A 23643-nucleotide genomic window follows, 5' to 3' on the forward strand; every position below is an offset into this window, starting at 1 on the left:
CCGCCCGCCGGGGGGGGGGGGCGGGGGGGGGGCGGGGGGGGGGGGCGCGCCGGGGGGGGGGGGGGCGGGGGGGGGGGGGGGGGGGGGGGGGGGGGGGCCCCCCGGGGGGGGGGGGGGGGGCCCCCCCCCCCCCCCCCCCCCCCCCACGGGGTGCCGGCCGCGGCGGCGCGACTGGGGCGGGGCCCGGACGGGCGGTGGCCGGGGCGCTCCCCGCGCGGGTGGACGGAAGCGCCGAGGTGGCCCGGGCCGTCGCCGGTCACCGCGATGTCACCCACCCGGTCCGTGCGCAGCACCGTGGCGCCCAAAGCCCTCAGACGGTCCACCGTCCGCGGCGACGGATGGCCGTACGGGTTGCCCTCCCCGCAGGAGATCAGAGCCAGCCGGGGGCTCAGCGCCGCCGTCAGCTCCCAGTCCTGACGGGCCGAGCCGTGATGCGCCACCTTCAGCACGTCCACCCCGTTCTCCTTCCCCGCCGCCCTCAGCCGGCTCAGCAACGCCTCCTGGGCCGGCGGCTCCAGGTCGCCCAGCAGGGCGAATCGCAGGCCGCCCGCCACCGTCACCCGCAGCACGACACTCGCGTTGTTCGGACCCGACATCACCGCGGACTCCTCTCCGTCCGGCCACAGCACCTCCCACGACACCCCCGGCCCCGCCGACCGCCGCTCGCCACGAGCGGCGCGCGTCAACGGGACCCCGGCCCGCGCCGCCCAGTCCGCCACCCGGGCGGCCTCGCCCGGCGGATCGTTCACCGCCGTGCCCTCCACCGCCCCGACCCTCCGGCCGCGCAGCACCCCCGGCAAGCCCTCGACGTGATCCGCGTGGAAGTGCGTCGCCAGGAAGAGCGGCACCCGGTCGATCCCGAGCTCACGCAGACAGCGGTCGGCCTCCCGCGGGTCCGGACCGGCGTCCACCACCACCGCGCTGTCCGGCGGCCCCTCGCCCTCGGGCGGCACCGGCAGCACCACCATGTCGCCCTGCCCCACGTCGCACATCACCAGCCGCCAGTCGGGCGGTGGCCAGCCCGTCGCGATCCGGGCCAGCGGCGGCGGCCGCAGCAGCACGGTCAGCAGGACCAGCAGCAGCGCTCCCGTCACCACCGGGCGGATCCAGCCGCGTGGGGAGCGCCATCGGCGGGGCCCGGCGGCGGCCCGGGGCAGCAGCCACGGGAGTGTCCAGCACAGCGCGGCCGTGCCGACGGCGAGGCTCACCGTCCCGAACCACCCTCCCGGCCAGGACAGCCGGCCGCCCGGCAGTTCGGCGCCGTGCCTGGCCACCGAGGCCAGCCAGCCGGTCGGCACCGCGGCGGGCTCGGCGAGCAACCGGGCCAGCGCCGGAGAGACCGGGTCGGCGGCCAGGACCGCGAAGCCGAGCAGGGTCGCCGGGGCCACCGCCAGCTCGGCCAGCAGGTTGCACGGGATCCCGACCAGGCTGACGTGCCCGGAGAGGAGCACCGTCACCGGCGCGCAGAGGGCCTGGGCCGCGGCCGTCGCACCTACCGCGCCCGCCAGGTGCCGAGGCCAGCCCCGCGCCCGGAGCGCGTCCGCCCAGCGCGGTCCGAGCACCAGCAGCCCGGCCGTGGCGAGCACCGACAGCAGGAGGCCGAAGGAGCGCGCCAGGTACGGGTCGAGAAGGATCAGCAGCAGGGCCGTACCGGCCAGTGCCGGCAACGCCCGGCGCGGACGGCCGGTGGCCAGCGCCAGCAGCCCGATCAACCCGGTGCCCGCCGCTCTGAGCACACTGGGCTCGGGGCGGCAGATCGTGACGAAGGCCAGCGTCACGGCGGCCCCCAGCAGCGCCGTGGTGCGCAGCGGGATCCCGAGCAGGGCGGCGAGTCCGCTCCGCTCGGCGGTGCCGGCACGTCCCGGGGCGCCGAGCAGCACCCCCAGCACGATCGCGAGGTTGGCCCCGCTGACCGCCACCAGGTGGGCCAGATCGGTGTCCCGGAACGCCTCCCGGAGGTCGTCCGGCAGCCGGGAGGTGTCGCCCACGACGAGGCCCGGGAGCAGTCCGCGCTCGTCCGGCGGCAGGCCGTCCGTCGCCGAGCGCAGCCCCGACCGGAGCCGTCCGGCGATCCGCTGCGGGAGGCTCGGTGGCACCGAAACGCGGGGCTCGCCGTGCGCGATCAGCAGGGCCGCCGACTCTCGGTCGCCCTCCCCCGGGGGTCGGACGGACACCTCGGCGGCCACCCGGGCGGAGGGCAGCAGGTGCTCCCAGGCGGCCGTGTCCTCGCCGCGCACCAGGACGGTGACGGGTGTGCGGGTCCGAACGGTGTGCGGGCCCGGCTCCCCCGGGAGGAGGCCCTCGGGGACGGTGACGCCGTCCACGACCGCTTCGACGGTGAGCAGGCTCTCTCCGGCGCCGGCTCCTCCGCCGTGGGCGACCCGGATCCTCGGGTCCCCGGCGACGGTCAGGTCGACGCCCACCTCCGGGGCCGGGCCGCCGGTCCGGGTCAGTCCGGGCAGCGGCCCCCGCCGCAGGTCGGCGGTGTGCAGGAGGGTGGCGGTCGCGGCGGCGGCCGCGGTGAGCAGGACCACCGACACCGTCGCGGCGACGGGGTGCCACCGGGTCGAAGCGGTGGACGCCCGGATCCCGAGGACGAGGAGGAGCAGCCCGAGGAGTGCCGCCGCGCCCGCCGCCACCGCGAGCGCGGCACCGTGGCCGGACCCCGGTCCGAGGGCCCAGGCGGCCACCGCCCAGGCGGCCCCGGCGGGCAGCAGCAGTCGGAGGTCGCCCGGCCCCGGTCCGGCGGCGGGGCCAGGGCTGGGACCAAGGCCGGGGCCGGGGCCGGGGGCGGGGCCGGGGGCGAGGGTGACAGTGATGACGGCACCTCCTTCCGTGCGAGCGAAAGCGGAACGGGGCGGGGCAGGGCGGAGCGGCCGGACGGGGAGCAGACGGCACGACGAGAAGCCGAACACCCGTCAGAGGGTCAGCAGCGGCCGGAGTTCCGCGTAGATGTGCTCGCCCACGCCGCTCACCTGACGGAGTTGGTCGAGCGAACGGAAGGCGCCGCCGTGGGAGGCACGGAAGGCGAGGATGCGCTGGGCGAGCGTCGGGCCGACGCCGGGGAGCGTGTCGAGCTGTTCGAGGGTCGCGCGGTTCAGGCTGACCGGCTGCTTCGACGGCCCGGCCGGGGGCGGTCCCGGCCCCGCTCCCGCGGGCGGCTGGGGGCTCGGCTCGCCGACGAGGATCTGTTCGCCGTCCGCCAGGACGCGGGCGAGGTTGAGGTTCCTGATGTCCGTCCCCGGCAGCGCTCCGCCCGCGACCCGCAGTGCGTCCGCCACCCTGGAGCCGTTCGGCAGGGCGTGGACGCCCGGGGTGGCGACCCGGCCACCGATGTCGACCACCACGACGACTGGGGCGCCTCCGCCCGTCTCGCCTCCCGGGGGCCCGGGCCCATCGCCGGGCAGACCGGCGCCCAGGGCTCCGGTCGGCGCCGGCGGGGCGACGGCCGCCGTGGGCACCTCGACCGATTGCGGCCGCGCGAGCCAGAAGTGCTGGACGCCGTAGCCGAGGGTGAGCAGCAGGAGGACCAGCAGGCCGACCGCCGCCCGGCGGTCGAGCGCCAGCGGATGCCCCGGCGGACCCAGCAGCCCGGGCAGGCCCGGCGACCCGGAAGGGTCCGGCAACCCGGGCGGATCCGGTGGGGCCGGTGGACCGGGCGGTCCCGGCGGATCGGCACCCTTCACCGGGTTCACCGGGTTCACCGGGTTCACCGGGTGCGAGGGGTTCGAATGCCCCGGCTCACCGCCCGCGGGCGGGAAACTCGGTGGCACGCCTCCGGCCGTGCCGCCGCCGGACGGATCGGCGTGCGGACCGTCCGCCCCCGGGGCCGGCGGGGACGCCGTGTACACCGAGGGCTCGGTGTCCGGCAGGTCCGCCGCTCCCGGCAGCAGGGCCGCCATCCGCAGGCGGGCGGTCTCGTCGGCCCGACGGATCTCGTGGCGCTTGCGCGCGCCGATGCGCAGGTTCGTCATGCGGAGCACGGTAGGAACCAGCCGGGCATCGCGCGGACTTTACGGAAATCCTGTGGAAAACCCGGGGGTTGTGGACAACCGAGGTCACCCCGAAGGGTGAGACCGGCCGGTCGGCGTTGACAGCCGGGCGACCGCACCCGCCCCGGCCGACCTCACCGGGGTGAGACCACCACCGCCAGCAGCCCCGGCCCGACGTGCGCGCCGATCACCGCGCCCACCTCGGCCACGTACAGCTCGCGCAGCCTCGGGACCCGCCCCCGCAGCCGCTCCGCCAGGGGCTCGGCCCGGTCCTCGGCCGCCAGGTGGTGAACGGCGATGTCGACCTCCCGTTCCCCCGCCCGCTCGACCGCGATCTCCTCCAGCCGGGCGATCGCCCGGGACGCCGTGCGCACCTTCTCGAGCGGCTCGATCCGCCCGCCGTCCAGGTGCAGCAGCGGCTTCACCGCCAGTGCCGAGCCCAGCAGCGCCCGCGCGGCGCCGATCCGCCCGCCCCGGCGCAGGTACTCCAGGGTGTCGACGTAGAAGAAGCCACTGGTCCCGGCGGTCCGCCGCACGACCGCCGCCGCCGCCTCGTCGAGCCCCTGCCCGGCCTCGATCGCCTCGGCCGCCGCGAGTACCCCGTAGCCGAGCGCCATGCCGACCAGTCGGCTGTCCACCACCCGCACGGGGACGGGCGACTCGGCGGCCGCGAGTCGGGCGGCCTCCACCGTCCCGGACAGTTCGCCGGAGATGTGGACCGAGACGATGCCGCGCGCGCCGTTCTCGGCGGCCGCCCGGTAGGCGGCGGCGAACGCCTCCGGGTTGGGCCGCGAGGTGGTCACCCGGTGCTTGCCCCGCAGCGCCTCGGCCACGTCCTTCGGGGAGATCTCGACGCCCTCCGCCCGCACCTCGTCGCCGACCGCGACGCTCAGCGGGACGATGGTGATCCGGTGCCGGTCGACGGCCTGCTGGGGCAGGTAGGCGGTGGAGTCGGTGACAAGTGCGTGGTCGGCGGGCATGAGGCGGAGGTTACTCCCCGCTCGGGCCGGTCGGCAGCATCCGGCGGCCGCTCAGCCGGCCGAGGGGCCGGTGGTCGGCTTCCGCAGCCGCTGCGCCATCCTGGTCACCGGGTCGGTGAGGCCGAGGATCTCCTCGGCGCTGGGCCGGCCGCCCCGGCCGTCCGTGAGTCCGTGCCTGGCCCCGCCGGCCTCTCGCGCCGCACCCGACGTGCCGGCGGCGGCCCCCGAGGCCGAAGCCCCCGCCGAAGCGTCGGAACCCGACGCGCCCGCCCCGGTGTCCCAGTGTCGCAGCGCCCCCGCCTCGTCCTCGCACTCCCGGCTCAGCCGCCCCAGCTCGTCGGCCGCGAACTGGTGCATCCGGTCCTGCGCCGCCCACCGCATGGTCTCCGCCGAGTGCGTGATCCGCTCCGCCCGCTCCCGCAGCTCGGGCAGCTTCGCCGCGACCCGCAAGACGTCCGGTTCGCGCTCCAGCATCCGCAGTTCGCCGTCGAGCTCCGCCGCGTGGGCGTCCAGCCGGCCCAGCAGCGCGAGCGCCTCGCCGAGCTGGCCGTCCTGGCCGACGGCGCCCTCCAGGACCCTCCGAGTGCCGTCCAGCGAGGTCCGCAGGCCCAGGCGGACGGCGGAGATCTGCCCCTGCGGACCGGTCTGGGTGTAGGACTTCGCCTTGAGCGTGACGTTCTCCACGGCCCGTCGGGCCTTGGCCTCCTGGCGTTCCACCTTCTCGCCGACCGCCCTGGCCGCCTTGACCAGGCCGATGACGACGAGCACCACCACCCCGAGCCCGAGCAGTAGGGCGACTCCCAGCAACACCCCGAGGATCTCCATCACATGCCGCCTTCCGCCAGCCGAACCGGCCCCCACCGGGCCCAACGCGGGCCGGCCCACCGAGGGTTCCACCGTAGCCCCGGTACCGGCCGGGCGGGCCGCCGTTCGGGGGTGCCGGGCCCGAGTTCAGGGAAAGGATCAGGGACGGCTCGGGGGAAACCCCGAGGTCCGGCGGCACACCCGACACTCCGGCCCCCGAGCGGCTCCGCACCGGAGCGGCGCCCGCCCCGGAGCGGCCCCGGGCCCCGGAACGCCGCGGGGCGGGCACCCCGAAGGAACGCCCGCCCCACCGGAGCCGCAAGGCCCCGACCCCGACGTCAGCCGGTGACGATGTTGACCAGCTTCGGCGCCCGCGCGATCACCTTGCGCACCTCGGCCCCGCCGATCGCCGCGACGACCGCCGGGTCGGCCAGCGCCAGCGCCTCCAGCTCGGCGTCCGAGATCGACGGCGCGACCTCCAGCCGGGCCTTGACCTTGCCCTTGATCTGGACGACGCAGGTCACCGACTCGTCGACGACGTACGCCGGGTCGGCCACCGGGTAGTCGGTGTGCGCCAGCGAGTCGCCGTGGCCCAGTCGGCGCCACAGCTCCTCGGCGATGTGCGGGGCCAGCGGGGCGACCATCAGGACGACCTGCTCGGCCACCGAACGCGGCGTGGAGCCCCGCTTGACCAGGTAGTTGTTCAGCTCGATCGCCTTGGCCACCGCGGTGTTGAAGCGCAGCCCGGCCATGTCGGCGCGGATGCCGTCGACGGCCTTGTGCAGGGCGCGCAGCGTCGCCTCGTCCGGCTCCTCGTCCGTCACGACCAGCTCGCCGCTGCTCTCGGAGACGATGTTGCGCCACAGCCGCTGCAGGAAGCGGTAGGAGCCGACGACGGCGCGGGTGTCCCACGGGCGGGAGACGTCCAGCGGGCCCATCGACATCTCGTACAGGCGCAGCGTGTCGGCGCCGTACTCGTCGGCGATCTCGTCGGGGGCGACGGCGTTCTTCAGGGACTTGCCCATCTTGCCGGCCTCGCGCTTGACCGGCTCGCCCTGCCAGAAGTACTGGCCGTCGCGCTCCTCGATCTCGGCGGCGGGCACCGGGAAGCCGCGCTCGTCGCGGTAGACGTCGGCGGTGATCATGCCCTGGTTGAACAGCTTGTGGAACGGCTCGACGGAGGAGACGTGCCCCAGGTCGTGCAGCACCTTGTGCCAGAAGCGGGCGTACAGCAGGTGCAGGACGGCGTGCTCGGCACCGCCGACGTACAGGTCGGCGCCGCCGCCGGGCTTCTCCTCGGTGGGGCCCAGCCAGTACCGCTCGTTGGCGGGGTCGACGACCTGCTCGCGGTTGGACGGGTCGATGTAGCGCAGCTCGTACCAGCAGGAGCCGGCCCAGTTGGGCATGGTGTTGGTCTCGCGGCGGTACGTCTTCACGCCGTCGCCCAGGTCCAGTTCGACGTTGACCCAGTCCTCGTTGCGGGACAGCGGGGTCTTCGGCGTGGAGGTGGAGTCGAACGGGTCGTAGGTGTGCGGCGAGTAGTCGTCGACCTGCGGGACCTCGACGGGCAGCATCGACTCGGGCAGCGCGTGCATGACGCCGTCCTCGTCGTAGACGATCGGGAACGGCTCGCCCCAGTACCGCTGGCGGCTGAACAGCCAGTCGCGCAGGCGGTAGTTGACGGTGCCCTCGCCGATGCCGCGGGCGGTCAGCCAGGTGGTGACGGCGGCCTTGGCGTCGGTGACGCTCAGGCCGTTCAGCGAGACGCCGTCCTCGGTGCCCTCGGTGTGGGCGGAGTTGACGATGACGGAGTCGTAGGTGTCGAAGGCGTCGTCCCAGCCGGACGGGTCCTCGGCGCGCCCGTCGGTGGGGGCGACGACGCAGCGCATCGGCAGCTCGAAGGCGCGCGCGAAGGCGAAGTCGCGGTGGTCGTGGGCGGGGACGGCCATGATGGCGCCGGTGCCGTAGCCCATCAGCACGTAGTCGGCGATGAAGACCGGGACGGGCTCGCCGCTGACGGGGTTGACGGCGTGGGCGCCGGTGAAGACCCCGGTCTTGACCTTGGCCTCGACCTGGCGCTCGACGTCGGACTTGGCGGCCGCGGCGGCGCGGTAGGCGGTGACGGCCTCGGCGGGGGTGGCGGCGCCGCCGGTCCAGCTCTCGGGGGTGCCCTCGGGCCAGCTGGCGGGGACGATCGTGTCGACCAGGTCGTGCTCGGGCGCCAGCACCATGTAGGTGGCGCCGAACAGGGTGTCCGGGCGGGTGGTGAAGACGGTGATCTTCCGCTCGCCGACGGCGAAGTCGACCCGGGCGCCCTCGGAGCGGCCGATCCAGTTGCGCTGCTGCAGCTTGATCGCCTCGGGCCAGTCCAGCAGGTCCAGGTCGGAGATCAGCCGGTCGGAGTAGGCGGTGATCCGCATCATCCACTGGCGCAGGTTGGACTTGAAGACGGGGAAGTTGCCGCGCTCGGAGCGGCCGTCGGCGGTGACCTCCTCGTTGGACAGCACGGTGCCCAGGCCGGGGCACCAGTTGACCGGCACCTCCTTGGCGTAGGCCAGCCGGTACTCGCCCAGCACCTCCTCGCGCTCGGCGCCGCTCAGCGCGGCCCAGTCGCGGCCGCCGGGGACCTCGCGGGTGCCGCCCTCGAACTCGGTGACCAGCTCGGCGATCGGGCGGGCCCGGTGGGCCTGCTCGTCGTACCAGGAGTTGAAGATCTGCAGGAAGATCCACTGGGTCCAGCGGTAGTACTCCGGGTCGATCGTGGCGATCGAACGGCGCGGGTCGTGGCCCAGGCCCAGTCGGCGCAGCTGCTGGCGCATGTTGGCGATGTTCGCCTCGGTGGACACCCGCGGGTGGGTGCCGGTCTGCACGGCGTACTGCTCGGCGGGCAGGCCGAACGAGTCGTAGCCCAGGGTGTGCAGCACGTTGAAGCCGTTCATCCGCTGGTAGCGGGCGAACACGTCGGTGGCGATGTAGCCCAGCGGGTGGCCGACGTGCAGGCCCGCGCCCGACGGGTACGGGAACATGTCCATGATGAAGCTGTGCGGCCTCGCGGCGACGTCGGCGGCGGCGGGATCGGCCAGGTCGCCGGCCGGGTTGGGGGCGTGGAACGTGCCCTCCTTCTCCCAGATGTCCTGCCAGCGGGACTCGATCTCCGCCGCCAGGGCGGCGCTGTACCGGAACGGCTCGGTCGCGGCGTCGGCCGCGCCGGACGCAGGGGTCGTCTCGCTCATGGTCCTTAAAGCTCCATCGATGTCAGTTGGCGAACCGGCGTTGCGGGCCGGCGGCGGGGCGGGGTGCCCGGACCGGGCCGGACGGTGCCGGGCCGGAAGCCGGGCGGAAAACAAAAAAGCCCCTCGCAGGAGGGGGTGCCACGCCGACTCCGGCTCCGCCCTGGGGCGTGGCCGGTCCTGGTCAGCGCGGCCGACTAAGAAGCAGGCGCGCGGTTCGCATGGGCTCAGGGTACCGCAAGGGGTCGGGCGCCTCCGGGGGAGACCACGGGCGCGCCCGTCAGGCGGAGGTGCCCGCCGGCACCTCCGCCGCCTCCGCCGAGGCCGACACCGACAACACCGACAGCACCTCCGCCTCGGACTCCGCCGACTCCGCCGAACGGAACGCCGCGTCGAACCCGCGCAACGCCCGCGCCACCCGCTCCGACTGCATCCCGGCGGCCAGCGCCCGCGCCCGGTCCGCGGTCCGCGCCGCCTCGGCGGCGGCACCGGCCAGCCGCTGCGACTCGGCCAGCCGCACCATCAGCAGCGCCCGCGCCCTGGCCCGCCCCGGGCCGAGCGCCGCCACCGCCGCCGCCAGCAGTTCCTGGGCCCGCCGGTGCTCGCCGAGGAAGAGGTACCCCTCCCCCACCATCCCGGCAAGATCGGCCCGCACCTCCCCGCCGGCCTCCCCGCCCGTCTCCGCACCGGCCCCGGTGCCCGCGTCCGCACCCGCCTCCCCGCCGGTCGCCGCACCCGCCTCCCCGCCGAGCTCCGCGAACGCCCGCCCCACCGCCTCCGCCAGCCCGGCGGCGTCGCCGCGCCGCCCGTGCGCACGGGCGATCCGGCCGAGCTGGAGCGCCCGGTCGGCCGGGTCGAGGGCGTCACCGGCCGCCGCCACCGCCTCGGCCAGCACCGTGACCGCGTCCAGCCCGCGCCCGCCCGCGCTCCCGGTGGCCAGGACGACGAGGCCGCCGAGCACGGCCACCCCGGCCCGCCGCTCGCCGCTGAGGTGGGCGGCGCGCAGCGCTGCCGCGAACGCCCGCTGGGCGGTGGCGTCGTGGCCGAGGTCGTACGCGGCCCAGGCGGCGAGGCGGGCGAGGCGGCCGGCCGCGCCGTACAGCGCCCGGCCGAGCGGTTCGTCGTAGGCGCCGAGCTCCAACAGCTTGGTGACCATGGCCAGTTCGGCCCGGGCGGGACCGAGGACGAGTCCGCCGCCGCAGGACCGTTCCAGTCGCTGCTTGCTGCGGTGGGCGGCGGCGAGTTCGCCGAGCAGCGCGGGGTCGACGCGCAGCGCGCCGTCACCGCCGAGGGCCGGGGGCGGGGTGGTGAGCCGACGGGCGGCCTCGGCCAGGTCGGCACCGCGGAAGAGGTCGGTGAGGCGGACGGGTCCGGCGTCGGCGGCGGTCTCGCGCAGCGCGGTCTGGGCGGTGTCGGCCGTCCACGGATCGGTCAGCAGACGCGGGGAGAGGATCTTGGCGCCGCGGTGGCCGCCCATCCGGCCCCAGAGCTGTTCGTAGGTGACGGCGATGCCGAGGGTGCGGCTGAAGACCTCGCAGACGGCCTGGTCGTGGGGGCTGCGCGGGACCATGCCCCGGTCGCGCCACTTGTAGGGGGCGGTGGAGCTGATCCCGAGCCGGGCCGGGAGGGTGAGGTTGACCTCGCGGGCGAGCCGCTCCGGGCTCCAGCCGAGCTGGTGGAGTATCCGGGCGAGTTCCTCGTTGCGTCTGCGCTCCAGATCCGCCATGGCTCCGACGGTAGCGGTCCTCCGGGGGCCGTCGTCGGGAGGTCCCCGAAACCGGTCGCCGCACCCGGTCCCACCGGGCCGCACCCGGCCGCACCGTCCTGGAGGCCACGAACGGCCTGCGAGCGGGCACCGAACCGGACACCGGCTACCGAACCGGACGCCGGGACCCGGACGGTGCGCCGGGAAGGCCCGGAAGCGCCGGGAAACATCGGGAACGCCGAAGGCCGCCCCCCGTTTCCGGGAGACGGCCTTCGATTTCTGTGGAGCTACGGGGAATTGAACCCCGGACCTCTTGCATGCCATGCAAGCGCTCTACCAACTGAGCTACAGCCCCTCGACCTGCGATGTCACCGGGGGTTTCGTTCCGTTTCCCTCGGCGACATCGCCTACTTTACACGGTCCGGGGGGTGCTCCACGAATCCGTTCCCGCAGGCTCTCCGCGGGCCCCGCGCGGACCCCCGCCGGCCTTCGACGAGATCCCGCCCCGGCGCGCCCCGGACGCCCGCCCTACCCCTCCCGCCCCGCCGCGCGCTCCCTGACCGCGAACCCGGCCGCGAGGGCGGCGAGCGCGACGACCACGCCGATGGCGACCGTGGTCAGCAGCATCGCGTGCGCGGACCCCCGGGCGGACGCCGGCTGGTCCACCGCGCCGAGGAACACCGAGCCCAGCAGCGCGATCCCGATCACCTGGCCGAGCTGGACGGCGGTGACCACCAGCCCGCTGGCGTCCGCAGCGTCGGCGGGAGCCACCCGGGCGAGCGCCCGGGCGAACAGCGGCGCGTAGGCGCAGCCCGCGAGCAGCCCGAGGACGGCGGTCAACAGCAACGGCCCGGCGCCGATCCCGGCCCCGTCCCCCAGCATCAGTCCGAGCACCGGGTAGCCGACGGCGAGCAGGCCGGTGCCGAGCGGCGGCAGGACGGCGTGCAGACGCCGGGGCAGCCGCTGCCAGTACAGGCTGGCGGCGCCGAAGCCGACCGCGATCGGCGCCGAGCAGAGCCCGGCCCGCAGGGCGCTGTGCCCCAGCCCGGTCTGCTGGTGCAGGGCGAAGGAGAACATGAAGCCGGCGAAGGCCAGCATGATCATCAGCAGCGCGCCGACGGCGGGCAGCAGTCCGGCCGCGCCGAGCACGCGTCCGTTGATCAGCGGTTGTCCGCCACGCCGGGCGATCCGCCGCTCGACGACCGCGAACAGGGCGAACATCAGCGCGCTGGCGCCCAGCAGCGTCCAGCCCCAGAGCGGCCAGCCGAGCTCGTGGCCGAGCACCAGCGGGACCACCAGCAGGCCGAGGGCGGCGCCGAGCACCAGCAGGCCGGGCAGGTCGAAGCCGCGCTCGCGGTCGCCGGGCAGGTCGGGCAGCAGCCGGGCCCCGGCGGCGAGCAGCGCCAGGCCGATCGGCAGGTTCACCAGGAAGACCGGGCGCCAGCCGGAACCGAACAGGTCCGCGCTGACCAGCACGCCGCCGAGCACCTGGCCGGCGGCGATGCCACCGGCGAGCACGGCCGAGTAGAGGCCGAGGGCCCGGATCCGGGCCCGGCCGGTGAAGGTCCGCTGGATGATGCTCATCACCTGGGGGACCATCAGGGCCGCCCCGGCGCCCTGGAGCAGCCGGAAGCCGATCAGCCAGCCGGTGGCGGGGGCGAGCCCGCAGGCCAGTGAGGCGGCGGTGAAGGCGGCCAGGCCGGACTGGAAGACCCGGCTGTACCCGTACCGGGCGCCGAGCCGGGCGCCGGTGATGAGCAGCACGGCGTAGGCGATGGTGTAGCCGGCCACCACGAACTGGAGGGCCGCGCCGGAGGCGTGCAGGTCGGTCCGGACGGTCGGCACGGCGACGTTGACGATGGCGGTGTCGAGCACGGCCATGAACTGGCCGCCGAGGACGAGCGCGAGCAGGAGCCCGGGCCGCGCGACGGGGGCCGCGCCGGTCCCGGCACCGGCGGCGGCGGTCGGCGGGGCGGTCCGTACCGGGCCGCGTCGGGTCTGGAGATCGGTCATGGTTCGAGGTTCGCCGGAGCCCGGTACCAGTGGTTAGAGCCTGCGGATCCTGGTACTGACAGCACCTGTTGCGCCTCACCGGGCTGCGGCACCATGGCGGGTATGACCGTCGTGGACGCCCCCGGCACCGTCGACCCCGCCCCGGCCCGAACCGTCCGACCCACCCGGCCCGAACGGCCCGAACGGCATGACCGACCCGCCCGGGCCGAACAGCCGGACCGCTCCGGACAACCCGACCGCTCCGGACAGCCCGACCGGCGCGACCGGCGCCGCACCGAGCTGGCCGAGTACCTGCGCGCCTGCCGCGCCCGGGTCTCCCCCGAGGACGTCGGCCTGCCGCCCGGCCTGCGCCGCCGCACCCCCGGGCTGCGCCGCGAGGAGGTCGCCCAGCTCGCCGGCGTCGGGGTGACCTGGTACACGTGGCTCGAACAGGGCCGCCCGATCAACGCCAGCGCGCAGGTGCTGACGGCGGTGGCCCGGGTGCTGCTGCTGGACGCCACCGGGCGCGAGCACCTGTTCCGGCTCGCCGGGGTGGCGGTCCGCCCGTCGGCGCACCCGGACCCGCCGGTGCTGGACCCCTCGACCCAGGTGATCCTGGACGCGCTGTCGCCACTGCCGGCCGCCGTCTCCAACAGCCGGTTCGACGTCCTGGCCTGGAACCCCGCCTACGAGGCGCTGTTCGCCACCAGCCGGCCCCGTACCGGCGACGGCTGGTTCAACAGCCTCTGGTGCACGGTCACCAGTCCGGAGTGCTGCAACCCGTTCCTGAACCGGGCCGAGCAACTGCCGCAGATGGTCGCGGTGCTGCGCGGCGCGTACGGCAAGCACGTCGGGGAGCCGCTCTGGGAGGAGTACGTGCGGTCGCTGCTGCGGGTGAGCGCCGAGTTCCGGGAACTGTGGGCCCGGCAGGAGGTGTCGACGCGGCGGACGGCGCTGAAGGTGTTCCGGCATCCGCAGGTGGGGGTGATGCGGCTGAACGCGACGTACCTGACGATCCCGGGGGTGCCGGAAGCCTACGTGGCGGTCTACACACCGGACGGGGCGGCGGACCGTGAGCGGGTCGAGCGGCTGTCGGCGCTGCCTCCGGGCGGCTGGACCGCGCCGTGCGGCCACCGGTTCACCGGGCCCGTCGGCTGAGCCGGGCCCGTCGGCCGCCGGGCCGCGCGCACCGGCCGGGCCGCCCCCGGGACGGCGGCACCCCTGGGAAACGACCCCGGGAACGACCGAAGGCCGCCACCCGGGGGTGACGGCCTTCCGTTCGTCTGTGGAGCTACGGGGAATTGAACCCCGGACCTCTTGCATGCCATGCAAGCGCTCTACCAACTGAGCTACAGCCCCGCGACACGCACAGCCCACCGACAAGAAAAGCTCTCCTGAGGGGACTCCGGGTGCGGAGTGGAGCTACGGGGAATTGAACCCCGGACCTCTTGCATGCCATGCAAGCGCTCTACCAACTGAGCTACAGCCCCTCGTCGTCCGGATTTCCCGCTTCCCTTCCGGGCCGCGTTCCCTCCGTGCGAACGAGGAAAACTCTAACCGGTCGGACCCGGAACTGCGAAATCCGTCCTCCCCGGCCCCGCTCCACCCCTTCGCCCGGGACATCGCCCGGACACCGTCCGGACCATGCCCGGGTGCCCCGGACACCGTCCGGACGGTGTCCGGACCCACTCAGGTGTCGTCGCCGATGACCGGCTGCGGCAGGGTGCCGGCGTTGTGCTCCAGCAGCCGCCAGCCCCGCGCGCCGAGGCCCAGCACGGACCAGCAGCAGTTCGACAGCCCGCCGAAGCACTCCCACAACTCCGGCTCCAGGCCGAGCATCCGCCCCAGCACGGTGCGGATGGTGCCGCCGTGGCTGACCACCACCAGGGTGCCGTTCTCGGGCAGCTTGTCGACCGCGTCCAGCACCACCGGCACCGCGCGGTCCGCGACCTCGGTCGCGAGCTCACCGCCGCCGCGCCGGACGGGTTCGCCCTGCGCCCAGGCCGCGTACTCCGCCGGGAAGCGCTCGCGGATCTCCGCGTTGGTCAGCCCCTGCCAGGTGCCGGCATAGGTCTCGCGCAGGCCCTCGTGGTGCTGCACGTCCAGGCCGGTCACCCTGGCGAGCTCGTCGGCGGTACGGCGGGCCCGCGAGAGGTCGGAGGAGACCAGCAGGTCCGGACGCAGGCCGGAGAGCAGCCGGGCGGCCCGCTGCGCCTGCAGCACGCCCTGCCCGGTCAGCTCGATGTCCGTCGTGCCCTGGAAGCGCGATTCGAGGTTCCAGGAGGTCTGGCCGTGCCGCCAGAAGACGATGCGCGGACCTCGCGCGTCCCGGCTCAGCTGTAGTCCTCGGCGCCGAAGTCGTCCGCCGGGGCCTGCTCGGCCGGGGCCAGGGCGTTGCCGGCCGCGTCGGTGTGGGCGTCGGGGCGGTTGCGGGAGGCGACGGCGTCCTCCGGCAGCGGCAGCTCGGGGCAGTCCTTCCAGAGGCGGTCCAGCGAGTAGAAGGAGCGCTCCTCGGAGTGCTGGACGTGCACGACGATGTCGAGGTAGTCGAGCAGGACCCAGCGGCCCTCGCGCTCGCCCTCGCGGCGCACCGGCTTGATGTCCAGCTTCTCGCGCAGCTGGTCCTCGATCTCCTCGGCGATCGAGCGGACCTGGCGGTCGTTGCTCGCGGAGGCGATCAGGAAGGCGTCGGTGATCGACAGCACCTCGCTGACGTCGAACGCGACGATGTTGTGGGCCAGCTTGTCGGCCGCCGCCTGGGCGGCGACGTTGATGAGTTCCTGGCTGTGCTCAGTGGCGGTCACGATGTACTTCCGGCTCGGCGGCTTGGGGGCGCCCGGCGCACGGGGCGCGCGGATCGCCTTCCAGGATCTCACGCCGCCCAGGCGGCCCCGGAACCGTTTTCCGGGACCGCCGGGCCGTGGGCCGACGGGGCGCGGGCCGCCGGGGGCGGGGGGCGCCCCGTCCGGCGGCCGGGCCTACGGGGCCTTCGGCGGCGCGTAGTCCTTGCCGAGCACCACGACCAGGTCGGCGTTCTGGGCGTCGGTGACCTTCTTCACCGCCGTCTCCGGCAGGTTGAGGCTGGTCGCCAGCGACTTCGCGGCGGCCTGCCGGGCGTCGTCGGTGTAGCGGATCTCACTGGCGGCCTGCGGCGCGGCCTTGGCCCCGCCGGGCACGAAGGTGAGGCCCGCGTTGACCACCTGGACCTGGGCGGCGGCCGCCGCCTGGTCGTTGCCGGAGGCGTCCTGGACGGAGACCCGGGCGGGCGAGTCGGCGCTGGTCGCGGACTTCACGGTGCCGCCGAGCACCTCCTTGACCTGCTTGCCCGCGGTGGCCTCGTCCAGGGAACCGTCCGGCTTGACGGTCAGCGTGGCGGTGCCGAACTGCCCGGCCTTGGCCTGCTGGGCGAGCTGGGCGAGCACCCCGGCGAGCGCGTCCTCGGGCAGGGAGGGGTCGAGCACCGCGTTCATCCGGTGCACGTCGTCCTTGGCGTCCTTGAACTCGACCGGCATCGTGCGCACCACCGCGTCCATCACCTGGCCGAAGCGGGCGAGCTGGGCGTCACGGTTCTCGCCGCCGTTCTGCAGGGTGGCGTAGGCGACCGCGGCCTTCCCGCCGAGCAGGGTGTTCTTGCCCGCGGCGGCGAGCACCTTGCCGTCGGGCCTGCCGCCCTCGTGGACCTCGGCGTCGGTGTCCACCCGGACGCCGCCGAGCTGGGTGACCAGCAGTTCCAGGTAGGGGGTGTCGAGCCGCCAGGTACCGGCGACGGGAGCGCCGAGCACGGTGGTCAGGCCGTCCCGGGTGCCGGAGGCGCCGAGGGCGTCCATGGCCTGGCCGACGGTGGTGACCGGCGGGTCGCCGGCGCCGGGCAGCCGCAGCGTGTCGGGCAGGAGCAGCACGGTGCCCTTCTTGCCGGCGGTGTCGTTGACGAGCAGCGCGCTGGAGACCTTGCCCTGGAGGTCGCGCAGGTGGACGACGTTGACCTGGCGCGGGCCGGCGGCGGCGGAGGCGGCGGCCGCCCCCTTGTCGCGGGTGAACCAGAGGTAGCCGCCCGTGCCGGCACCGGCGACCGCGACCACGGCGACGAGGCCGATCAGCCGGTTGCGGAGCTTGCGGCGGCGCTCGGCGCGCACCTCGCTGCGGGACTCGGCGAACTTGAGCCAGTCGATGACGTCCTCGGACTCCGTCTCCTCCTCGTCGACGAAGGTGAACTCGCCCGTGGCGTAGGAGTCCCCGGCTCCGCCCGCGGTCCTGGACCGGGTCGCGCGGGAGCCGCCGACCTGCTCGGACGGCGGTTCGGGGCGGGCGGGCGCGGCCGGTTCGGCGGCGGCGGGACGCGGCACCCGGGCCCGCGGGGTCGCCGGAGCGGCGGCCGACGGGGTCGCGGCCGGCTCCGGCACGACGACGGCCGGCATCGGAGCGGTCGTGTACGCCTGCGCCGGGGACTGCTGCTGAGACTGCTGCTGCCCCGGCGCCTGCGGCTGCTCGTACGGCTGGTACCCCTGCTGCTGGTACTGGTCCTGGTAGCCGTAGCCGCCCTGCTGCTGGTAGCCCTGGGCGGACTGCTGCCCGTACGCGTCGGGCCGCTGCTCGGCGGGCTGCTCGTACCCCTGCCCGTAGCCCTGCTGGTACCCCTGCTGCTGATACTGGTCCTGGTAGCCGTACTGGCCCTGCCCGTAGGGCTCGGAAGCGGCCGGCTGCCCGTACTGGTCGTACTGCTCCGGCTGCCGGTACTGCCCCGACGCGTCGTACTGGCCGGTCGGCTCGTAGAGGCCGGCCTGCTCGTACTGGTCGTACTGCTGCTGCTCGTAACCGCCCTGCGACTGGTACGGCGGGTACTGCCCGTTCGGCCAGTCCTCCGGCTGCCCGGGCTGCTGCCCCTGCGGTCCCCTGCGCTCGCTCATCCGTCGGCCCCTCCGGGGATCAGGTCCGGTGCGGCGCGTAGAGCGCCCGCTTGTCGATGTAGCGGACCACGCCGTCCGGGACGAGGTACCAGACCGGCTCGCCCTTGGCGACCCGGTTGCGGCAGTCCGTGGAGGAGATGGCCAGCGCCGGGACCTCCACCAGGGAGACCCCGCCCACCGGAAGCCCGGCGTCCGACAGAGTGTGCCCGGGCCGGGTGCAACCGATGAAATGGGCGAGCGAGAAGAGCTCCTCGGAGTCGCGCCAGGAGAGGATCTGGGCGAGGGCGTCGGCGCCGGTGATGAAGAAGAGGTCGGCGTCCGGGTGCAGCCCGCGCAGGTCGCGCAGGGTGTCGACGGTGTAGGTCGGTCCCTCGCGGTCGATGTCGATGCGGCTGACCGAGAACTGCGGGTTCTCCGCGGTGGCGATGACCGTCATCAGGTAGCGGTCCTCGGCCGGCGTGACCTCGCGGTCGCTCTTCTGCCAGGGCTGCCCGGTCGGGACGAAGATCACCTCGTCCAGGTGGAACGCGCTGGCGACCTCACTGGCCGCGACCAGGTGCCCGTGGTGGATCGGGTCGAAGGTGCCGCCCATGACGCCGAGACGACGCTTCGCCGGCGCCGGTACACCGGGACTCCCGGTCTGCTCTCCCATGGCGCCACACCTTACGCGACGCCCGTTACGGTGCGGGAACGGCCGGGTGCCGGGCGTCCCGGGGGCGGTTGCGCACCCCGGGCCGCCGTCGGCCGGGTCAGCGGTCCCGGTTGAAGCGGGTGGTCACGAAGAGCAGCAGCAGAAGGACGAAGAACGCGGCGCCACCCGTCAGGTACGGGTTGAGGCTGTCGTGGTTGCCCCCCTCGCCCTCGTTGGCGAGAAGGTTCAGGACAGGGAGTGCGGCGGCGGCAGTGCTCATGGTCGGCGGGACCTTCTCGGCTCGGATGACGGACAGGGGGTGTCGTGCGGGCCGGTGAGGGCCCACCGGTCATCGTACGGGGGGTCACAAGGCAACCGCTCGGCGGCCCGCCACGTCCGAACCACCGTGGACCCTCCGCCGGGGACGCCCCGCCGGGGAGAAGTCGGTCAGTTGTTGCGGCCGGCCCGCAGCAGGAGCCAGGCGAGCAGACCGACGCCGACGAAGGAGGCGATCAGGATGATCCGCAGGAAGAGCCCGGGGCCGTCCTCACCGGAGATCGGGGCGGCCAGGCTGGCAAGGGCGGCGGTCGACATGGGCGGGCTCCTCGGACTGCTCGGTGCCGCGGCCGGAGGTGGCCCGGCTTTCCCCGGGCATTCAGGGTAAACCGCCCTCACACCGGGGCGGCCCACCGCCCCCGCGGACACCGTCCGCGCCGCGCCGCCGACCGCCCACGGGTCGGCGGACGAGCCCCGGACCGGCGCCGGAGCGACCCGGACGAACCGCTCGACCGACTCCGGAGCACCCCCGGACCGGCCCCCGGACCAGCTCCCGACGACACGTAGGGTGGCCGCGGGGACGAGTACGCAACCACGGACGTTGCACAGACAGTCGTTACAGGCGAAGGACCAGCGGGGGCCGGCCGGGTGCCGGGGCCGCCGTCGACAGGAGGGTACTCACACCATGACCGACCCCATCGCGAAGACCCCGAGCCGGCGCCGTCAGCGCTTCCCGGAGATCTCCACCCGGGCCTGGGAGCACCCGGCGGACCGGTCCGCGCTCGTCGCGCTGCGCAAGCTCACCGGCTTCGACGACGTGCTGAAGAAGCTCGCCGGCCTGGTCTCCGAGCGCTCGATCCGGCTGATGTTCCTGGCCACCGCCGTGAAGACCTCCGAGCGGCAGTTCCCCGAACTGCACGGCATGGTGCGCGACGCCGCCTACGTGCTCGACCTCGACAAGGTGCCGGACCTCTACGTCAGCCAGGACCCGGCGGTCAACGCCTTCTGCATCGGCATCGACACGCCGGTGATCGTGGTCACCAGCGGCCTGGTCGAGCTGCTCGACGAGGAGGAGCTCCGCTCGGTGATCGGCCATGAGGTCGGTCACGCGATGTCCGGGCACGCGGTCTACCGGACGATGCTGATGATCCTCACCAACATCGCCGCCCGGATCGCCTGGGTGCCGCTCGGCAATCTGGCGATCATGGCGATCGTCACCGCGCTCAAGGAGTGGTTCCGCAAGGCCGAGCTCTCCAGCGACCGGGCCGGGCTGCTCGCCGGGCAGGACCTCCAGGCGTCGATGCGGGCGCTGATGAAGCTGGCCGGCGGCCACAACCTGGCCGAGATGAACGTGGACGCCTTCCTGGAGCAGGCCGAGGAGTACGAGAAGGCCGGCGACCTGCGCGACGGCGTGCTCAAGCTGCTCCAGGTGCTGCCGCAGAGCCACCCGTTCGCGGTGGTCCGGGTCGCCCAGCTGAAGAAGTGGGCGGAGAGCGAGGACTACCGCTCCATCCTGGCCGGTGCCTACCCGCGCCGCACCGACGACCCCAACACCTCGGTCGGCGACCAGTGGCGGGCGGCGGCCGACCACTACACGACCTCGGTGAAGGAGAGCAAGGACCCGCTGATGGGCCTGATCCGCGATGTCGCGGGCGGCGCGGCGACGGTCGGCGGCAAGCTCCGCGACACCTTCACCGGGGCCCGCGCCGGTGGCAACGGCCCGAACGGCAACGGCTCCAACGGCTCCAACGGCAACAGCGACGGCGAGTCCGGGACGAACTGAGCCCGGCCCCGCCCGGCGGACGGCCCCCGGTCACCTCGACCGGGGGCCGCCGACGGGCTCAACCGCCCGCCAGCACCCCGCACACCTGCCACGCCGGCCGGGCGTGGTTGCCCGGGTCCACCGCCGGCGGCGATCCCGACGGCGCGGCGGGCCCCGTCCCGGCCAGCACCGGCTGCACCACTCCGGCCAGCGAGCCGTCGCACGGTGCCGGCCCGGCCTGCAGCACCGAGTCGACCAACCGCAGCTGCGCCGCCGCCAGGTCGATCCGGTCGAACTCGAAGGTCAGCTGCCGCCGCACGGTCTCCAGGGTGACCGGCGCCCCGGCGGGCGCCCCGGCGGCCTTCAGCGCGTAGACGAAGGTGTGGTCGGTGGTGATCCGCAGGGTGCCGCTGTCCGCCTCGTCGATCCGCATCGCCCCGGCCACCTTCACGGTGTCGGCGGCCAGCGCGACCTGCGCCGGGTCGAAGCGGACCAGCCAGCCGGTCAGCGCGTGGTGCCGGTCGTCGGTCGGCTGGAGCACGCTGGCGTCGAACTGGGCCTGCTCGCCGGGCGTCACGAAGGCCCGCACCTCCGCGGTCGCCCCCTGCACCAGCACGGCGGGCGACAGCGAGGAGGCCACCAGGTAACGCTGCACGGTGTCGAGCGCCTTGGTCACCTCGACCCGGGAGAAGTGGCCGCTGGCCGTCCCGGCGGGCGTCCCCAGTCCGACCGCGCCGTCGCTGTAGCCCGGCGGCAGGGTCGCGAACGGGTTGGCCGGGTCGGCCACCGGGTGGACCGCCGAGGGCGGGCTCAGCGCCACCAGGCTCACGGTCAGCTGGCTGCCCTGGGGCCGGGCGGTGGGCCGGGTCGGCGAGGTGACGCCGAAGTACACGGCGGCGCCGAACGCCAGCAGGATCACCAGCAGCAGCGCCAGCGCCTGCCGGGGCACGCTGCCCAGCGGCCCCAGCCGGACCTTGGGCCGGGTGGGGCGGGCGTAGGACCCGGAGAGCCGCTCGCGCGCGGACAGCTCCTGGATCCGGGCAGCCCGGACGAACGATTCGTCGAACACGACGGACCGGTACTCGTCCTCGTTTCCGGAACCACCGTCGGGCGCACCCTCCGGAGGCTCGCGCGGGTCACCCATGACACCAGGGTAAGGCGCACCCCGGCTCCGCCACGAGGGTCCTGCGGCAGATCACCGGAAGCTCTCCGTGACCGGCGGCGGCCGCCCCGGGGCGCGCCGGACCGGCGCGCCCGCCGGGCGGCGGTCCGGCACACCGGGCGGTGGCTCAGCCCGCGGGGCCGGTGACCACCAGCGACGGCTCGGCCGATGTCGGCAGCGGGTCGGCCCCGGGGCTGCTGCTGCCGGACTCGGGCCGCCGGGGAGCGCCGCCGGCCCCGCCCACACCCTGGTAGATGGCCGCGACCGCCACCGCGACCAGGCTCACGCCCATGATCACGGCGAGCACCCAGGCCACCGGCCGGTGCCAGCGCTGTTGAGCGACGTACCGGCCGCGGCCGGCGCCGATCGGGTCGAATCCGCCCGGGCGCCAGCGCCGCGAACGCCGTCCGGTGGTCCGGCCGGGGCCGGACCACGGATCGGGATAGAGGTGGTCGTCGTCGAGCCGGCTCGGGTACGGGCGCAGCTCCAGTGGCAGTCCGTCCGCGGCCGGGGGTTCGAAGCCCCAGCCGGGTCCGGTCGCGTCGGGCTCGAGCCGGGCCTCGGCGGCGGCCAGCTGCCGCTCCTTGGCCGTCGGCTCGTGCACGGCGGCGGACCGGACGAACGCCTCGTCGAAGACCACGGTGGCGAATTCCTCGTCCGCACCACCGTGGTCGGCACCGTCGGGGTACGGCAAGCCCCCCACATCGTCAGCCACGGATTCAGCGTATTACCGGGCGGGCGATTTGTCTGGGGCTCGGGCCACTTGGTCCGTCACCCGTGTGACGGCGGGGTGTCCGGGCCCGGACGGGGCGGGTTCAGCCGGCGTCGGCGGCGCCGCCCACGGTCTGCGTCGCCTCGCCCCGGACGTGGCCGTCACCAGTGACGATGTACTTGGTGCTGGTCAGCTCGGGCAGACCCATCGGGCCCCGGGCGTGCAGCTTCTGGGTGGAGATGCCGATCTCGGCGCCGAAGCCGAACTCACCGCCGTCGGTGAACCGGGTCGAGGCGTTGACGGCGACCGTGGTCGAGTCGACGAGCCTGGTGAAGCGGCGGGCGGCGGCCTGCGAGGTGGTGACGATGGCCTCGGTGTGGCCGGAGGTCCAGCGGCGGATGTGCGCGACGGCGGCGTCCAGCGAGGGGACGACGGCGGCCGCGATGTCGTAGGACAGGTACTCGGCCTCCCAGTCCTCGTCGGTGGCGGGCAGCACGGTGGCGCCGGTGCCCTCGGCGGCCTTGAGCACCGCCTCGTCGCCGTGCACGGTGACCCCGGCGCCGGCGAGGGCGGCGAGCGCGAGCGGCAGGAAGGCGTCGGCGATGTCCTGGTGGACGAGCAGGGTCTCGGCGGCGTTGCAGACGCTGACCCGCTGGGCCTTGGAGTTGAGCAGGATGCCGACGGCCATCGCGAGGTCGGCCTCGGCGTCCACGTAGACGTGGCAGTTGCCGGTGCCGGTCTCGATGACGGGGACGGTGGAACCCTCGACGACGGTGCGGATCAGCGAGGCGCCCCCGCGCGGGATCAGCACGTCGACCAGGCCGCGGGCGCGCATCAGCTCCCGCACGGAGTCCCGGCTCTCGCCGGGGACGAGCTGGACCGCGTCGGCCGGCAGTCCGGCCCCGGCGACGGCGTCGCGCAGCACGGCGACCAGGGCGCTGTTGGAGCGGTAGGCGGAGGCCGAGCCGCGCAGCAGCACGGCGTTGCCGGACTTCAGGCAGAGCGCGGCGGCGTCGGCGGTGACGTTGGGGCGGGCCTCGTAGATGATGCCGACCACGCCGAGCGGCACCCGGACCTGACGGACGTCCAGGCCGTTGGGCAGGGTGTAACCGCGGACGACCTCGCCGACCGGGTCGGGCAGTCCGGCCACGTCGCGGACGTCGGAGGCGATGGCGGCGATCCGCTCCTCGGTGAGGGTGAGCCGGTCGATCACCGACTCGGGGGTGCCGGCCGCGCGGGCCCGGTCGACGTCCTCGGCGTTGGCGGCGGTGATCTCGGCGGCGCGGGCGACCAGGGCGTCGGCGACCGCCCGCAGCGCGGCGTCCTTCGCGGCGCGCGGCAGTGGGGCCAGCTCGGCGGCGGCCTCCCTGGCTCGGCGCGCTACGGCGAGGACGGGGCTGTCGGCGGAGGCGGGGACGCTGCTCATGCGCCCAGGGTAGTGGAGGGTGCCGCCGCTCCCCCGCCCTGTTTCGCCCGGTGAGACGCCGTCGCCG

At 75.0% G+C, this 23643-nt stretch carries 17 protein-coding genes, 3 tRNA genes and 1 pseudogene; 2 read left to right on the forward strand and 19 right to left on the reverse strand.

Annotated features, from left to right (window positions below; genetic code table 11):
• The 8 genes and pseudogenes from ACIQ9P_RS04665 to ACIQ9P_RS04700 all read right to left on the reverse strand — a co-directional run.
• Positions 1 to 2690, reverse strand: a pseudogene (locus ACIQ9P_RS04665) (ComEC/Rec2 family competence protein); the annotation flags it as partial.
• A gap of 228 nt (positions 2691 to 2918) precedes the next feature.
• On the reverse strand, positions 2919 to 3974 hold the full coding sequence (locus ACIQ9P_RS04670) for a helix-hairpin-helix domain-containing protein (protein WP_402349573.1): 1056 nt from the start codon (positions 3972 to 3974) through the stop codon (positions 2919 to 2921).
• Between the two features lie 152 nt (positions 3975 to 4126).
• Positions 4127 to 4972, reverse strand: coding sequence for a DegV family protein (locus ACIQ9P_RS04675; RefSeq protein ID WP_402349576.1), 846 nt, complete (start codon positions 4970 to 4972; stop codon positions 4127 to 4129).
• 51 nt (positions 4973 to 5023) lie between these two features.
• On the reverse strand, positions 5024 to 5797 hold the full coding sequence (locus ACIQ9P_RS04680; protein WP_402349579.1) for a hypothetical protein: 774 nt from the start codon (positions 5795 to 5797) through the stop codon (positions 5024 to 5026).
• Positions 5798 to 6114: 317 nt separating this feature from the next.
• Positions 6115 to 9009 (reverse strand): leucine--tRNA ligase, encoded by a 2895-nt coding sequence (gene leuS, locus ACIQ9P_RS04685; RefSeq protein ID WP_402349582.1) that lies wholly within the window; start codon positions 9007 to 9009, stop codon positions 6115 to 6117.
• Between the two features lie 277 nt (positions 9010 to 9286).
• Positions 9287 to 10732, reverse strand: a complete 1446-nt coding sequence (locus ACIQ9P_RS04690) for a hypothetical protein (protein WP_402349585.1) — start codon at positions 10730 to 10732, stop codon at positions 9287 to 9289.
• Positions 10733 to 10993: 261 nt separating this feature from the next.
• Positions 10994 to 11066, reverse strand: a tRNA-Ala gene (locus tag ACIQ9P_RS04695).
• Between the two features lie 173 nt (positions 11067 to 11239).
• Positions 11240 to 12724, reverse strand: coding sequence for an MFS transporter (locus tag ACIQ9P_RS04700; RefSeq protein ID WP_402349588.1), 1485 nt, complete (start codon positions 12722 to 12724; stop codon positions 11240 to 11242).
• Positions 12725 to 12826: 102 nt separating this feature from the next.
• Here ACIQ9P_RS04700 and ACIQ9P_RS04705 point away from each other — a divergent pair, with 102 nt between their 5' ends.
• Positions 12827 to 13861, forward strand: a complete 1035-nt coding sequence (locus ACIQ9P_RS04705; RefSeq protein WP_402349591.1) for a helix-turn-helix transcriptional regulator — start codon at positions 12827 to 12829, stop codon at positions 13859 to 13861.
• Between the two features lie 128 nt (positions 13862 to 13989).
• Here the strand turns inward: ACIQ9P_RS04705 and ACIQ9P_RS04710 are convergent.
• The 8 genes from ACIQ9P_RS04710 to ACIQ9P_RS04745 form a co-directional block, all read right to left on the reverse strand.
• Positions 13990 to 14062, reverse strand: a tRNA-Ala gene (locus tag ACIQ9P_RS04710).
• Positions 14063 to 14120: 58 nt separating this feature from the next.
• Positions 14121 to 14193: transfer RNA gene (locus ACIQ9P_RS04715), tRNA-Ala, on the reverse strand.
• A gap of 199 nt (positions 14194 to 14392) precedes the next feature.
• Entirely contained in the window at positions 14393 to 15040 is a 648-nt protein-coding gene (locus ACIQ9P_RS04720) for a histidine phosphatase family protein (RefSeq protein ID WP_402349875.1), read from the reverse strand.
• Positions 15037 to 15507, reverse strand: a complete 471-nt coding sequence (rsfS, locus tag ACIQ9P_RS04725; RefSeq protein ID WP_045944075.1) for a ribosome silencing factor — start codon at positions 15505 to 15507, stop codon at positions 15037 to 15039. Before rsfS ends, ACIQ9P_RS04720 begins: the two co-directional genes overlap by 4 nt.
• Before the next feature lie 174 nt (positions 15508 to 15681).
• A complete protein-coding gene (locus ACIQ9P_RS04730) occupies positions 15682 to 17607 on the reverse strand; it encodes an LCP family protein (RefSeq protein ID WP_402349594.1) in 1926 nt (641 codons plus the stop codon).
• 19 nt (positions 17608 to 17626) lie between these two features.
• A complete protein-coding gene (nadD, locus tag ACIQ9P_RS04735) occupies positions 17627 to 18259 on the reverse strand; it encodes a nicotinate-nucleotide adenylyltransferase (protein WP_402349597.1) in 633 nt (210 codons plus the stop codon).
• A gap of 97 nt (positions 18260 to 18356) precedes the next feature.
• Positions 18357 to 18518 carry a hypothetical protein gene (locus ACIQ9P_RS04740; RefSeq protein ID WP_402349599.1) on the reverse strand — a complete coding sequence of 54 codons (162 nt, stop codon included), beginning with the start codon at positions 18516 to 18518 and terminating at the stop codon, positions 18357 to 18359.
• 167 nt (positions 18519 to 18685) lie between these two features.
• Positions 18686 to 18832 carry a hypothetical protein gene (locus ACIQ9P_RS04745; RefSeq protein ID WP_402349602.1) on the reverse strand — a complete coding sequence of 49 codons (147 nt, stop codon included), beginning with the start codon at positions 18830 to 18832 and terminating at the stop codon, positions 18686 to 18688.
• Positions 18833 to 19199: 367 nt separating this feature from the next.
• On the opposite strand from ACIQ9P_RS04745, the gene ACIQ9P_RS04750 reads away from it, so the two are divergent.
• Positions 19200 to 20297: a M48 family metallopeptidase gene (locus ACIQ9P_RS04750; RefSeq protein ID WP_402349605.1), complete on the forward strand. Its 1098-nt coding sequence runs from the start codon at positions 19200 to 19202 to the stop codon at positions 20295 to 20297.
• Positions 20298 to 20355: 58 nt separating this feature from the next.
• Here the strand turns inward: ACIQ9P_RS04750 and ACIQ9P_RS04755 are convergent, their stop codons facing one another.
• The 3 genes from ACIQ9P_RS04755 to ACIQ9P_RS04765 form a co-directional block, all read right to left on the reverse strand.
• Positions 20356 to 21420 (reverse strand): hypothetical protein, encoded by a 1065-nt coding sequence (locus tag ACIQ9P_RS04755; RefSeq protein WP_402349608.1) that lies wholly within the window; start codon positions 21418 to 21420, stop codon positions 20356 to 20358.
• A gap of 145 nt (positions 21421 to 21565) precedes the next feature.
• Positions 21566 to 22153, reverse strand: coding sequence for a hypothetical protein (locus tag ACIQ9P_RS04760; protein ID WP_402349611.1), 588 nt, complete (start codon positions 22151 to 22153; stop codon positions 21566 to 21568).
• 100 nt (positions 22154 to 22253) lie between these two features.
• A complete protein-coding gene (locus ACIQ9P_RS04765) occupies positions 22254 to 23576 on the reverse strand; it encodes a glutamate-5-semialdehyde dehydrogenase (protein WP_402349613.1) in 1323 nt (440 codons plus the stop codon).
• Positions 23577 to 23643 lie beyond the last annotated feature (67 nt).

The sequence above is a fragment of the Kitasatospora sp. NPDC094019 genome (assembly GCF_044764505.1).
Lineage (GTDB): Bacteria > Actinomycetota > Actinomycetes > Streptomycetales > Streptomycetaceae > Kitasatospora.

Bases quoted from the DNA above. Each gene is read 5' to 3' on its own strand.
- ACIQ9P_RS04670 (WP_402349573.1), bottom strand. From the start codon at position 3,974: ATGACGAACCTGCGCATCGGCGCGCGCAAGCGCCACGAGATCCGTCGG.
- ACIQ9P_RS04765 (WP_402349613.1), bottom strand. From the start codon at position 23,576: ATGAGCAGCGTCCCCGCCTCCGCCGACAGCCCCGTCCTCGCCGTAGCG.
- ACIQ9P_RS04700 (WP_402349588.1), bottom strand. From the start codon at position 12,724: ATGACCGATCTCCAGACCCGACGCGGCCCGGTACGGACCGCCCCGCCG.
- ACIQ9P_RS04680 (WP_402349579.1), bottom strand. From the start codon at position 5,797: ATGGAGATCCTCGGGGTGTTGCTGGGAGTCGCCCTACTGCTCGGGCTC.
- ACIQ9P_RS04745 (WP_402349602.1), bottom strand. From the start codon at position 18,832: ATGTCGACCGCCGCCCTTGCCAGCCTGGCCGCCCCGATCTCCGGTGAG.
- ACIQ9P_RS04690 (WP_402349585.1), bottom strand. From the start codon at position 10,732: ATGGCGGATCTGGAGCGCAGACGCAACGAGGAACTCGCCCGGATACTC.
- ACIQ9P_RS04740 (WP_402349599.1), bottom strand. From the start codon at position 18,518: ATGAGCACTGCCGCCGCCGCACTCCCTGTCCTGAACCTTCTCGCCAAC.
- ACIQ9P_RS04750 (WP_402349605.1), top strand. From the start codon at position 19,200: ATGACCGACCCCATCGCGAAGACCCCGAGCCGGCGCCGTCAGCGCTTC.
- ACIQ9P_RS04675 (WP_402349576.1), bottom strand. From the start codon at position 4,972: ATGCCCGCCGACCACGCACTTGTCACCGACTCCACCGCCTACCTGCCC.
- ACIQ9P_RS04730 (WP_402349594.1), bottom strand. From the start codon at position 17,607: ATGAGCGAGCGCAGGGGACCGCAGGGGCAGCAGCCCGGGCAGCCGGAG.
- nadD (WP_402349597.1), bottom strand. From the start codon at position 18,259: ATGGGAGAGCAGACCGGGAGTCCCGGTGTACCGGCGCCGGCGAAGCGT.
- ACIQ9P_RS04755 (WP_402349608.1), bottom strand. From the start codon at position 21,420: ATGGGTGACCCGCGCGAGCCTCCGGAGGGTGCGCCCGACGGTGGTTCC.
- leuS (WP_402349582.1), bottom strand. From the start codon at position 9,009: ATGAGCGAGACGACCCCTGCGTCCGGCGCGGCCGACGCCGCGACCGAG.
- ACIQ9P_RS04705 (WP_402349591.1), top strand. From the start codon at position 12,827: ATGACCGTCGTGGACGCCCCCGGCACCGTCGACCCCGCCCCGGCCCGA.